At 72.4% G+C, this 12,848-nt stretch carries 10 protein-coding genes; all 10 read left to right on the top strand.

Going from position 1 to position 12,848, the window contains the following annotated elements:
• Positions 1-263: 263 nt before the first annotated feature.
• Positions 264-1,220 (top strand): 16S rRNA (cytosine(1402)-N(4))-methyltransferase RsmH, encoded by a 957-nt coding sequence (gene rsmH / locus ABTY20_RS01905; protein ID WP_351995052.1) that lies wholly within the window; start codon positions 264-266, stop codon positions 1,218-1,220.
• Between the two features lie 80 nt (positions 1,221-1,300).
• Complete coding sequence (gene ftsL / locus ABTY20_RS01900) at positions 1,301-1,756, top strand: cell division protein FtsL (protein ID WP_351995051.1); 456 nt, start codon at positions 1,301-1,303, stop codon at positions 1,754-1,756.
• A 5-nt stretch (positions 1,757-1,761) separates the two neighbouring features.
• The gene (locus ABTY20_RS01895; RefSeq protein WP_351995050.1) at positions 1,762-3,720 is read left to right on the top strand and encodes a peptidoglycan D,D-transpeptidase FtsI family protein; all 1,959 of its coding nucleotides are present in this window, start codon (positions 1,762-1,764) and stop codon (positions 3,718-3,720) included.
• A gap of 170 nt (positions 3,721-3,890) precedes the next feature.
• Complete coding sequence (locus ABTY20_RS01890) at positions 3,891-5,411, top strand: UDP-N-acetylmuramoyl-L-alanyl-D-glutamate--2,6-diaminopimelate ligase (protein WP_351995135.1); 1,521 nt, start codon at positions 3,891-3,893, stop codon at positions 5,409-5,411.
• 4 nt (positions 5,412-5,415) lie between these two features.
• Positions 5,416-6,846, top strand: coding sequence for a UDP-N-acetylmuramoyl-tripeptide--D-alanyl-D-alanine ligase (locus ABTY20_RS01885; RefSeq protein WP_351995049.1), 1,431 nt, complete (start codon positions 5,416-5,418; stop codon positions 6,844-6,846).
• Entirely contained in the window at positions 6,843-7,916 is a 1,074-nt protein-coding gene (gene mraY / locus ABTY20_RS01880) for a phospho-N-acetylmuramoyl-pentapeptide-transferase (protein WP_351995048.1), read from the top strand. Before ABTY20_RS01885 ends, mraY begins: the two co-directional genes overlap by 4 nt.
• Positions 7,898-9,316, top strand: coding sequence for a UDP-N-acetylmuramoyl-L-alanine--D-glutamate ligase (gene murD, locus ABTY20_RS01875; protein ID WP_351995047.1), 1,419 nt, complete (start codon positions 7,898-7,900; stop codon positions 9,314-9,316). The genes mraY and murD overlap by 19 nt, the downstream gene beginning before the upstream one ends.
• A gap of 73 nt (positions 9,317-9,389) precedes the next feature.
• Positions 9,390-10,742, top strand: a complete 1,353-nt coding sequence (ftsW, locus tag ABTY20_RS01870; RefSeq protein ID WP_351995046.1) for a putative lipid II flippase FtsW — start codon at positions 9,390-9,392, stop codon at positions 10,740-10,742.
• A 6-nt stretch (positions 10,743-10,748) separates the two neighbouring features.
• Positions 10,749-11,843 carry an undecaprenyldiphospho-muramoylpentapeptide beta-N-acetylglucosaminyltransferase gene (murG, locus tag ABTY20_RS01865; RefSeq protein WP_351995045.1) on the top strand — a complete coding sequence of 365 codons (1,095 nt, stop codon included), beginning with the start codon at positions 10,749-10,751 and terminating at the stop codon, positions 11,841-11,843.
• Positions 11,844-11,976: 133 nt separating this feature from the next.
• The gene (locus ABTY20_RS01860; protein WP_351995044.1) at positions 11,977-12,774 is read left to right on the top strand and encodes a cell division protein FtsQ/DivIB; all 798 of its coding nucleotides are present in this window, start codon (positions 11,977-11,979) and stop codon (positions 12,772-12,774) included.
• The last annotated feature ends 74 nt before the right edge of the window (positions 12,775-12,848 follow it).

The following is a 12,848-nucleotide window of genomic DNA, read 5'->3' as shown; positions in this document are numbered from 1 at the left end:
CCGCGCGGGCCGCGACGCGCAGGCCGGTTGATTGACCGGGCGGAACCGTGGACTAAAGTGACCGCAGCGGGAGGCGCGAGCGCCTGCCGCACCGATTCACCCCGGATCCCCCGGCGACGACCGGGGATCCCCCCGCGCGCGCGGCGCGTACGTACGGCTCGGCCTCCTCCCGCCGCCGCCCGGCCGACGCCGGCCGCCCCTCGACCGGGGGAGGGCGGGAACCCGGCGGTGCGTGAGCGCCACGCCGGACCTGAGAGGGCCACTTGAGCCAGAGTCGACACGTCCCGGTGATGCTCCAGCGGTGCCTGGACCTGCTGGCGCCCGCCCTGGAGCGGCCCGGGGCGGTGGTGGTCGACTGCACCCTCGGACTCGGCGGCCACAGCGAGGCCCTGCTCCGGCGGTTCCCCGAGGCCCGGCTCGTCGCCCTGGACCGCGACAAGGAGGCCCTGCGCCTGTCCGGCGAGCGGCTCGCCCCCTACGGCGAGCGGGCCACCCTGGTGCACGCCGTCTACGACGAGCTCCCCGACGTCCTCGACCGGCTCGGCGTCCCGCGCGTGCGGGGCGTCCTGTTCGACCTCGGGGTGTCCTCCATGCAGCTCGACGAGGCCGGCCGCGGCTTCGCCTACGCCCAGGACGCCCCCCTCGACATGCGCATGGACCAGACGACCGGGGTCAGCGCCGCCGAGGTCCTCAACACCTACCCGCCGGGCGAACTCGTCCGCATCCTGCGCGCCTACGGCGAGGAGAAGCAGGCCAAGCGGATCGTGGCCGCCGTCGTGCGCGAGCGCGAGAAGGAGCCGTTCACCAACAGCGCGCGCCTGGTCGAGCTGATCCGGGACGCGCTGCCGCAGGCCGCCAAGCGCACCGGCGGCAATCCGGCCAAGCGCACCTTCCAGGCCCTGCGGATCGAGGTCAACGGCGAGCTGTCGGTGCTGGAGCGGGCGGTCCCCGCGGCCGTGAAGGCCCTCGACGTCGGCGGACGGATCGCCGTGCTGTCGTACCACTCCCTGGAGGACCGGCTCGTCAAGCAGGTGTTCGCGGCCGGCGCCGCCACCACCGCCCCGCCCGGACTCCCGGTCGTCCCCGAGCAGTACCAGCCCCGGCTCAAGCTGCTCACGCGCGGTGCCGAACTTCCCACCGAGGAGGAGATCGCCGAGAACCGGCGCGCGGCCCCCGCGCGGCTGCGCGGCGCCGAGCGGATCAGGGAGGACGTCGGTTGAGGCGCGGACGGCGCGCGGGGCGGGTGACGACGGGCGCGGCCGGGCGTACGGGCGGGAAGAGCGAACTCAGGGGAGCGTGAGTGAGTAGGAAACCCGAACTGAAGGGGCGGCCCGAGCTGAAGGGCAGGGCGGCCCGGCTCGCGCACCTCCTGCCCACCGGGCGCGCCCAGGCGGCGCGCACTCCCTTCGTCCTCCTCGTGGTCGTCCTCCTCGGCGGCGGTCTGATCGGCCTCCTGGTGCTGAACTCCGCCCTCAGCGAGGGCGCGTTCCAGCTCGACGACCTCCAGCGGGAGACCAAGAGCCTCACCGACGAGGAACAGGCCCTGCAGCGGGACATCGACGCCTACTCCGCCCCCGACGCCCTGCAGCGCCGCGCCCGCGAACTCGGCATGGTGCCCGGCGGCGACCCCGCCTTCCTCGCCCCCGACGGCACGGTCAAGGGCGTGCCCGGCGCCGCCTCCGCGGCCCGCGCCCCCCTGGTCCTGGCCCCCGAGGCGCCGGCCGCCACGTCCCCCTCATCGACCCCCGGCAGGTGACGGAAGTGTCCGACAGGGAACCGCCCCGCCGCCGGGTGCCCGGCCCCGCCCGGCCCGCCCGCCCGGCGGCCGGCCGGCGTCCCGGCCCCGGCGCCCGCCCGGCCCGCAGGCCCGCGGGACCCCGCCCCGCGCCCCCGAAGGCCATCCGGCTGGGCAGCCCGCGCCCCCGGCTGCGCCTGATCGGCGTGCTCCTGACCCTGGTCCTGCTCGCCTTCGTCGTGCGCCTGTTCCAGGTGCAGGCCGTCGACGCGAGCACCTACGCCGCCAAGGCCGACCGCAACCGCTACGTGGGCCAGGTGCTGGAGGCCCAGCGCGGCGGGATCACCGACCGCCACGGCGTGGCCCTGGCGACCACCGAGGACGCCTACGACATCACCGCCGACCCCACGATGTTCGCCCCGGACGAACTGGAGGTCACCGACGGCCCCGAGCAGGCCGCCGCCCTCCTCGCCCCGATCCTCGGCCAGGACCAGGACGACCTGGTCGAGAAGCTGCGCCCGGGGAACAAGGCCCTGCGCTACGTCAAACTGGCCGGCCGCCAGACCCCGCAGACCTGGAAGCAGATCAAGGACCTGAAGGCCGCGCTCGCCAAGAAGGCCGAGCGCGACGCCTCCACCGTCAACGTCCTGGCCGGCGTCTTCTCCGTCCCCACCAGCAAGCGGGTGTACCCCAACAACGAGCTCGCCGCCGGGATACTGGGCTGGGTCAACGCCGAGGGCAAGGGCGGCGGCGGCATCGAGCTCCGGCTCGACGGGCGGCTCGCCGGCCGGGACGGCAAGATCCGCTACGCCCAGTCCGGCGGCCGTCTGGTCCCGACCGCGGGTTCCACCGAGACCCCGGCCGTGCCCGGCGACGACATCGAGCTCACCATCGACCGCGACATCCAGTGGGCCGCGCAGAACGCCATCAGCGAGCAGGTGAAGGAGTCCGCGGCCGACCGCGGCTACGTCATCGTCCAGGACACCCGCACCGGTGAGGTCCTCGCGATGGCCAACGCGCCCGGCTTCGACCCGGGCGACCTCTCCGAGGCCGATCCGGACGCGCTCGGCAACGCGGCCGTCCAGGACGCCTTCGAGCCCGGCTCCACCGCCAAGGTGCTGTCCATGGCGGCGGTCCTCGAGGAGAACGCCGCCACCCCCACGACGCACGTCGTCGTGCCCAACCGGCTGCACCGCGGCGACCGGCTCTTCAAGGACGACATCGACCACCCGACCTGGTACCTGACGCTCAACGGCGTCCTCGCCAAGTCCAGCAACATCGGCACCATCCTCGCCACCGGCCAGCTCGGCAGGACGCAGGCCCAGGCCAACAAGGTCCTCCACCGCTACCTGCGCAAGTTCGGCCTCGGCAGCCACACCGGGCTCGGCTTCCCCGGCGAGACCAAGGGCATCCTCGCCCCGCCGGACGAGTGGTCGACCTCGCAGCAGTACACGATCCCCTTCGGCCAGGGCGTCTCCGTCAACGCCATGCAGGCCGCCTCCGTCTACTCGACCATCGCCAACGGCGGGGTCCGCGTCGAACCCACCCTGGTGCGCGGCTCCAAGGGCCCCGACGGACGCTTCACCCCCGCCCCGAAACCCGAGAAGACCCGGGTCGTCAGCGAGAAGACGGCGAAGACGCTCGCCCGGATGCTGGAGTCGGTCGTCGACGACGAGGAGGGCACCGGCACCAAGGCGCGCATCCCGGGCTACCGGGTCGCGGGGAAGACGGGTACGGCGAACCGGGTGGACCCGGCCACCGGCAAGTACCACGGCTACACCTCCTCCTTCGCCGGGTTCGCCCCCGCCGACGAGCCCAGGATCACCGTCTACTGCGCCATCCAGAACGCCACCGAGGGCAGTTACTTCGGCGGCCAGATCTGCGGACCCGTGTACAAGCGGGTCATGGAGTTCGCACTGAAGACCCTCCAGGTGCCGCCGACCGGCGCCGCCCCCGCCGACCTCCCGGTCACCTTCAAGCCCTGACCCGTACCGAGCACCGAGCCACCAGGAACCACCCCGTGACGACGATCACCCCCGACCCCGGGAACCAGAACGCCCCCGGCCCCTCACTTGGCCCCCCCGCCGGTGCGACGGGTACGCTCACCGCCGTGCCACACGCTGATCAGTCCCAAACCGCCCAGAAGGGCCACCCCGTGACATATCCGGGACCGCCCCGTCCGGTTCAGGTCTCCGCCACATCCCTCGCGGAACTCGCCGGTCAGCTGGGCGTCCCCGCGCCGGAGCGGGCCGCCGAGGTCACGGGCATCACCCATGACTCGCGCGCCGTCCGCCCCGGTGACCTGTACGCCGCCCTCCCGGGCGCCCGCGCCCACGGCGCCGACTTCGTCGCCCAGGCCGCCGGCCTCGGCGCGGCCGCCGTGCTGACCGACCCGTCCGGCGCCGAGCGCGTCGCCGCGGCCGGACTCCCGGCGCTGGTGGTCGACGATCCGCGCGCGCGGATGGGCGAGCTGGCGGCCACCGTCTACGGCCACCCGGGACGCGACCTGCTCCAGATCGGCATCACCGGCACCTCGGGCAAGACCACCACCGCCTACCTCGTCGAGGGCGGGCTGAGGACGGTCCACAGCACGGGACTGGTCGGCACGGTCGAGATGCGCATCGGCGACGAGCGCATCAAGTCCGAGCGCACCACGCCCGAGGCCACCGACCTCCAGGCCCTGTTCGCCGTCATGCGCGAGCGCGGCACCGACGCGGTCGCCATGGAGGTCTCCAGCCACGCCCTGGTCCTCGGCCGGGTCGACGGCTGCGTCTTCGACATCGCCGTCTTCACCAACCTCAGCCCGGAGCACATGGAGTTCCACTCCGGCATGGAGGACTACTTCCGGGCCAAGGCGCAGCTGTTCACACCGGAGCGCAGCAGGCTCGGCGTGGTCAACGTGGACGACGAGTACGGCCGCCGGCTCGTCAAGGAGGCCGGCGTCCCGGTCGTCACCTACTCCGCCGAGGGGCACCCCGACGCCGACTGGCGGGCCGAGGACGTCGAGGTCGGCCCGATGGACTCGACGTTCACCGTGGCCGGCCCCGGGGGCGAGCGGATCGGCGCGAGGTCGCCGCTGCCGGGACCGTTCAACGTGGCCAACACCCTCGCCGCGATCGTCGCCCTCGCCGCCGCCGGGCTGGACCCGCAGGCCGCCGCCGACGGCGTCGCCGCCGTCCCGGGCGTGCCGGGCCGACTGGAGCGCGTGGACGCCGGACAGCCGTACCTCGCGGTGGTGGACTACGCGCACAAGACCGACGCCGTGGAATCGGTGCTGCGCGCCCTGCGCAAGGTCACCGAGGGCCGGGTGCACGTCGTGCTCGGCTGCGGCGGCGACCGCGACGTGACCAAGCGGATGCCCATGGGCGCCGCCGCCGCGCGGCTCGCCGACACCGCCGTACTGACCTCCGACAACCCCCGCTCCGAGGACCCCCTCGCGATCCTCGCGGCCATGCTCCAGGGCGCCGCCTCGGTGCCCGCCCACGAGCGCGGCGAGGTGCAGGTCTTCGAGGACCGGGCCGCCGCGATCGCCGCCGCCGTCGCCCGGGCGCGGCCCGGCGACGCCGTGCTGGTCGCCGGCAAGGGCCACGAGCAGGGGCAGGACATCGCCGGGGTGGTGCGTCCCTTCGACGACCGCCAGGTGCTTCGGGAAGCCATCGAGAAAACCCAGGGATGAACTTGTGATCGCCCTCTCCCTCGCCGAGATCGCAGAAGTCGTCGGCGGGCAGACGCACGACATACCGGACCCGTCCGTCCAGGTCACCGGACCGGTCGTCCGGGACTCGCGGGAGGCGGGTCCCGGCAGCCTGTTCGTCGCCTTCGCCGGCGAGCGCGTGGACGGCCACGACTTCGCGGCCCGGGTCGTCGAGGCGGGTGCGGTCGCCGTGCTCGCCTCCCGGCCCGTCGGGGTCCCCGCGATCGTCGTGGCGGACGTCCAGGCGGCCCTCGGCGCCCTCGCCCGGCACGTCGTCGGCCGGCTCGGCACCACCCTCGTCGCGCTCACCGGCTCGGCCGGCAAGACCAGCACCAAGGACCTCATCGCGCAGGTCCTGCAGCGCAAGGCGCCGACCGTCTTCACCCCCGGCTCGCTCAACAACGAGATCGGACTGCCGCTCACCGCGCTCACCGCCACCGAGGAGACGAAGTTCCTCGTGCTGGAGATGGGAGCGCGCGGAATCGGCCACATCCGCTACCTCACCGGTCTGACGCCGCCGAGGATCGGACTGGTCCTGAACGTCGGGTCCGCCCACATCGGCGAGTTCGGCGGCCGGGAGCAGATCGCCCAGGCCAAGGGCGAGCTGGTGGAGGCCCTGCCCCCGGCCGAGGAGGGCGGCACCGCGATCCTCAACGCGGACGACCCCCTCGTACGGGCCATGGCCTCCCGAACGAAGGCGAAGGTGGTCCTTTTCGGAGAGTCCGACGAAGCGGACGTCTCCGCCGAGAACGTGCGACTCACGGACAGCGGACAGCCTTCCTTCAGGCTTCACACACCCTCCGGTGCATCCGATGTGACCATGCGCCTGTACGGTGAGCATCACGTGTCGAACGCGCTCGCCGCGGCCGCCGTCGCCCACGAGCTGGGCATGTCCGCAGACGAGATCGCCACCGCGCTCTCCGAGGCGGGCTCCCTCTCCCGCTGGCGGATGGAGGTCACCGAGCGCCCGGACGGCGTGACGGTCGTCAACGACGCCTACAACGCGAACCCCGAGTCCATGAAGGCAGCGCTGCGCGCGCTGGCGGCCATGGGCGAAGCCTCACGGGCGAAGGGGGGCCGTACGTGGGCGGTGCTCGGCAAGATGGCCGAGCTCGGGGACGAGGCGCTCGCCGAGCACGACGCGGTCGGACGGCTCGCCGTCCGGCTCAACGTCAGCAAGCTCGTCGCGGTCGGGGGCAGAGAAGCCTCCTGGCTGCAACTGGGCGCATATAACGAGGGTTCGTGGGGTGAGGAGTCGGTGCACGTGTCCGACGCACAGGCGGCGGTCGACCTGTTGCGCAGCGAATTGCGCCCGGGGGATGTCGTACTCGTGAAGGCGTCCCGTTCGGTCGGGCTCGAGAGCGTGGCGCAGGCGCTGCTCGAGACCGGTGCCGAGGGTGAGGTCTCCGCCCGATGATGAATCAGATCCTGTTCGCAGGAGTCATTGGCCTCTTCCTGACCCTGATCGGCACCCCCCTGCTGATCAAACTGCTCGCGCGCAAGGGCTACGGGCAGTACATCCGCGACGACGGCCCGCGCGAGCACGCCAGCAAGCGCGGCACGCCGACCATGGGCGGCATCGCCTTCATCCTGGCGACGGTCGCCGCGTACTTCCTCAGCAAGGTGATCAGCGGCGAGCCGCCGAGGTACTCGGGCGTGCTGGTGCTGGGCCTGATGGTCGGCATGGGCCTGGTCGGCTTCCTGGACGACTACATCAAGATCGTCAAGCGGCGTTCGCTGGGTCTGCGGGCCAAGGCCAAGATGGCCGGCCAGCTGATCGTCGGCATCGCCTTCGCGGTGCTCTCGCTGCAGTTCGCGGACTCCCGCGGCAACACCCCGGCCTCCACGAAGCTGTCGTTCATCACGGACTTCGGCTGGACCATCGGCCCGGTGCTGTTCGTGGTCTGGGCGCTGTTCATGATCCTCGCGATGTCGAACGGCGTGAACCTGACCGACGGTCTGGACGGTCTGGCCACCGGCGCCTCCGTGCTGGTCTTCGGCGCCTACACCTTCATCGGCGTCTGGCAGTTCCAGGAGTCGTGCGCCAACGCCCTGGAACTGACCAACCCGGGCGCCTGCTACGAGGTGCGCGACCCGCTCGACCTCGCCGTCGTCTCCGCCGCGCTGATGGGGTCCTGCCTCGGCTTCCTGTGGTGGAACACCTCGCCGGCCAAGATCTTCATGGGCGACACCGGCTCGCTGGCGCTCGGCGGCGTGCTCGCGGGCCTCGCGATCTGCTCCCGCACCGAGCTGCTGCTGGCCATCCTGGGCGGTCTGTTCGTCCTCATCACCATGTCGGTGGTCATCCAGGTCGGCTCGTTCAAGCTCACCGGGAAGCGGGTCTTCCGGATGGCGCCGCTCCAGCATCACTTCGAACTCAAGGGCTGGTCCGAAGTCCTCGTGGTGGTCCGCTTCTGGATCATCCAGGGCATCTGCGTGATCGTCGGACTGGGCCTCTTCTACGCGGGATGGGCAGCGGACAAGTGACCGACTGGCAGGGGAAGCACGTCACCGTCGCCGGACTCGGAGTCTCCGGCGTCCCGGCGGCCAAGGTGCTGCACGGGCTCGGCGCGGAGGTCACCGTCGTCAACGACGGGGACGACGCACGGGCGCGCGAGCAGGCCGCCGGACTGGAGGCGCTGGGCGTCACCGTCCGCCTCGGCGACGGCGACACCCTGCCCGAGGGCACCGAGCTGATCGTCACGGCCCCCGGCTGGAGGCCCGACAAGCCGCTGTTCGCGGCGGCGGACGCGGCCGGGGTGCCGGTGTGGGGCGACGTCGAACTCGCCTGGCGGCTCAGGAAGCCCGGCGCGGCCCCCTGGCTCGCGGTCACCGGCACCAACGGCAAGACCACGACCGTCCAGATGCTCGCCTCCATCCTGAAGGCGGCGGGCCTGCGCACCGCCGCCGTCGGCAACATCGGCGTCTCCCTCCTCGACGCGGTGCTCGGCGAGGAGGAGTACGACGTGCTCGCCGTGGAGCTGTCCAGTTACCAGCTCCACTGGGCGCCCTCGCTGCGCGCCCACTCCGCGGCCGTCCTCAACCTCGCCCCGGACCACCTCGACTGGCACGGCTCCATGGAGGCGTACGCGAGGGACAAGGGCCGCATCTACGAGGGCAATCGCGTCGCCTGCGTCTACAACGTGGCCGACAAGGCCACCGAGGACCTGGTCCGCGAGGCCGACGTCGAGGAGGGCTGCCGGGCGATCGGATTCACCCTGGGCACGCCGGGGCCCTCCCAACTCGGCGTCGTGGAGGGCATCCTGGTCGACCGCGCCTTCGTCGAGAACCGGCAGAAGAACGCCCAGGAACTCGCCGAGGTCTCCGACGTGAGGCCCCCGGCCCCGCACAACATCGCCAACGCCCTTGCCGCCGCGGCCCTCGCGCGGGCCTACGGGGTGCCGGCGGGCGCCGTACGGGACGGCCTGCGGGCCTTCACCCCGGACGCCCACCGCATCGCGTACGTCGCCGACGTGGACGGCGTCGCGTACGTCGACGACTCCAAGGCCACCAACACGCACGCGGCACAGGCCTCGTTGGCGGCCTACGAGTCCATCGTGTGGATCGCGGGCGGGCTCGCCAAGGGCGCCACCTTCGACGAACTGGTCGCGGGCTCCGCGGAGCGGCTGCGCGGCGCCGTGCTGATCGGCCGGGACCGCGAACTGATCCGCGAAGCCCTCGCGCGACACGCCCCGGAAGTACCCGTCGTCGACCTCGGGCGGACCGACACTGGGGCGATGCTCCAGGCCGTCCAGGAGGCACGGCGGCTCGCCCGGCCCGGCGACACGGTGCTGCTGGCCCCGGCCTGCGCCTCGATGGACATGTTCGCCAACTACAACAAGCGCGGTGACGCGTTCGCACAGGCGGTGCGCGAGCTCGGCGCCTGACCCCGGCCGCCGTGCGCCGGGCGACCTTGGGAGGGACGCGTGGGACCGTCGACGGCGTACAGCGGAGGCCCGGATGGCCAGTAGCCGTACCGGCCGCCCGCCCGTGCAGCGGGCCGTGCGCCGGCCCGTCGTGCCCGGGCCGGCGCGCGAGAACCCCTTCCGCACCCTGGTCACCCGGGCGCGCAGGGCCTGGGACCGACCGCTGACCGCGTACTACCTGATCCTCGGCGGCAGTGCGCTGATCACCGTGCTGGGCCTGGTGATGGTCTACTCGGCCTCCCAGATCACGGCGCTGCAGATGTCGCTGCCGGGCTCCTACTTCTTCCGCAAGCAGCTGCTGGCCGCCTCGATCGGCGGCGTACTGCTGCTGGCCGCCTCCCGGATGCCGGTGAGGCTGCACCGCGCCCTGGCCTACCCGATCCTCGCGGGCGCCGTCGTCCTGATGGCCCTGGTACAGGTGCCGGGGGTGGGGGTCGCGGTCAACGGCAACCAGAACTGGATCTCCCTCGGCGGCTCCTTCCAGCTCCAGCCCAGCGAGTTCGGCAAGCTCGCGCTGGTGCTGTGGGGCGCCGACCTGCTCGCCCGCAAGCAGGACAGGCGGCTGCTGTCCCAGTGGAAGCACATGCTGGTGCCGCTCGTCCCGGCCGCCTTCATGCTGCTCGGACTGATCATGCTCGGCGGCGACATGGGGACGGCGATCATCCTGACGGCGATCCTCTTCGGCCTGCTGTGGCTGGCGGGGGCGCCGACCCGGCTGTTCGTCGGGGTGCTGTCGATCGCCGCGCTGCTCGGCGCCGTCCTCATCCGCACCAGCCCCAACCGCATGGCCCGGCTCACCTGTCTCGGCGCCACCGAGCCCCAGACGGGACCGGTCGACTGCTGGCAGGCCGTGCACGGGATCTACGCCCTCGCCTCCGGCGGGATCTTCGGTTCCGGACTCGGTGCGAGTGTGGAGAAATGGGGCCAACTCCCCGAAGCGCACACGGACTTCATCTTCGCCATCACCGGTGAGGAACTGGGCCTGGCGGGGACGCTGTCGGTACTCGCCCTGTTCGCGGCTCTAGGCTATGCGGGTATCCGCGTGGCCGGACGCACGGAGGACCCCTTCGTCAGGTATGCCGCGGGAGGCGTGACCACCTGGATCACGGCCCAGGCCGTGATCAACATCGGTGCGGTGCTCGGTCTGCTGCCGATCGCCGGAGTCCCGCTCCCGCTGTTCTCCTACGGGGGGTCCGCCCTGCTGCCGACCATGTTCGCCATCGGGCTGCTGATCGCCTTCGCGCGTGAGGACCCCGCTGCACGGATGGCGCTTGCCATGCGGCAACCCCGCTTTGGTAGAAAGCGGAACGGGGGCTCACAGCGGCCCCGCAGATGGAACACGATGCGACGGCGCGCCCCGGTGGCGCGTTCGTCCGGAGAGCGGTGAATTTCGGTGCATGTCGTACTCGCCGGCGGAGGAACCGCGGGCCACATCGAGCCCGCGCTCGCCCTCGCGGACGCCCTGCGCAGGCAGGATCCGACCGTGGGCATCACGGCCCTGGGCACGGAGCGCGGCCTGGAGACCCGTCTCGTACCCGAGCGCGGGTACGAGCTGGCGCTGATCCCCGCCGTGCCGCTGCCGCGCAAGCCCACCCCCGAGCTGATCACCGTCCCGGGCCGGCTGCGCGGCACCATCAAGGCGGCCGAGCAGGTCCTGGAGCGCACCGGGGCGGACGCCGTGGTCGGCTTCGGCGGCTACGTCGCCCTGCCCGGCTACCTCGCGGCCAAACGGCTCGGCGTGCCGATCGTGATCCACGAGGCCAACGCCCGGCCCGGACTGGCCAACAAGATCGGCTCCCGGTACGCCGCGCAGGTCGCCGTCTCCACGCCCGACAGCAAGCTGCGCAACTCCCGCTACATCGGCATCCCGCTGCGCCGTTCCATCTCCACCCTCGACCGGGCCGCCGTGCGCCCCGAGGCCCGTGCCGCGTTCGGCCTCGACCCCAATCTGCCCACGCTGCTGGTCTCCGGCGGTTCCCAGGGCGCCCGCCGGCTCAACGAGGTCGTCCAGCAGGTCGCTCCGTGGCTCCAGCAGGCCGGGATCCAGATCCTGCACGCGGTCGGTCCGAAGAACGAACTGCCGCAGGTGCACCAGATGCCGGGCATGCCCCCCTACATCCCGGTAAGTTACCTGGACCGGATGGACCTCGCGTACGCCGCGGCCGACATGATGCTCTGCCGCGCGGGCGCGATGACCGTCGCCGAACTCTCCGCCGTCGGGCTCCCGGCCGCCTACGTCCCGCTGCCCATCGGCAACGGCGAACAGCGGCTCAACGCCCAGCCGGTGGTCAAGGCCGGCGGCGGGCTGCTGGTGGACGACGCGGAGCTGACGCCCGAGTGGGTGCAGCAGAACGTCCTGCCCGTGCTCGCCGATCCGCACCGGCTGTACGAGATGTCCCGCGCCGCCGCCGAGTTCGGCCGCCGGGACGCCGACGACCTGCTCGTCGGCATGGTGTACGAGGCGATCGCCGCCCGTGCGCACCGCTGAGCGGCGAGTGAGCCGAAGGGGTGCGTCGGTGTCGAGCGACCGAGCGCGCGGAGGCCCGAAGGGGTGAGCACGGCCGGTCGCTCGACACCGACGCAAGCGCCCCGGAGGCGAACCGGGTCCTGAAGGAGGAAGCATGGCCGGATCGACCACCGCCGAGCGTGGTGCACGCAAGCGGGGGGCGTCCGGCCCGCCGCCGGCCGTCCGACGGTTCGGACGACGACAGGTTCGTCGGATCGTCGTCCTGGCCGTCGTCCTGGTGTTCCTCGGCAGCGGGGCGTTCTGGCTGCTGTACGGGTCGGACCTGGTACGGGTGGAGCGCGTGTCGGTGTCGGGGACCCGGGTCCTGACCCCCGCGGAGGTGCGCGAGGCCGCCGCCGTCCCCCTCGGGGAACAGCTGGTCTCCGTCGACACCGATGCGATCGAGGCACGGCTCTCTGAGGAACTGCCCCGGATCGACACGGTCGACGTGGTCCGTTCCTGGCCGGACGGGATCGCGCTGAAGGTGACGGAACGCACCGCCGTCCTCCTCGTCCACGAAGGCGGGAAGTTCATCGAAGTGGACGACGAGGGTGTCCGTTTCGCCACGGTTTCCAAGGCGCCCGACGGCGTGCCCGCGCTGAAAATGGCCATTTCCGGAAGCGGTTCCGCGGCGGCGAGCCTGCGCCGCTTCGGCGAGGACCGGCTGACCCGGGAGGCGGTGCGGGTGGCCGGCGCGATCCCGGCCTCCGTGGCGCGCGCCACCCGCAGCGTCAAGGTCCGTTCCTACGACGACATCTCGCTGGAACTGGCGGGCGGCCGCACGGTCGCCTGGGGAAGCGGCGAGCGGAGCGCCGAGAAGAGCCGTACCCTCACCGCACTGATGAAAGCGGAGCCAGGCGCGCGCCACTTCGACGTCAGCGTTCCCACGGCCCCGGCGTCATCGGGAAGTTGACGCACATCGGTGCAGGCCAGCACCCTGGTTGGGCAGCGCTACGGCTGATCACATAGGGTGAAAAGAAAAACGGG

Origin of the sequence: Streptomyces sp. NPDC126497, assembly GCF_040302425.1 — a bacterium.
Classification (GTDB): Bacteria; Actinomycetota; Actinomycetes; order Streptomycetales; family Streptomycetaceae; genus Streptomyces.
The sequence above is the reverse complement of the archived record's forward strand: the minus strand, read 5'-3'. Positions and strand labels throughout refer to the sequence as shown.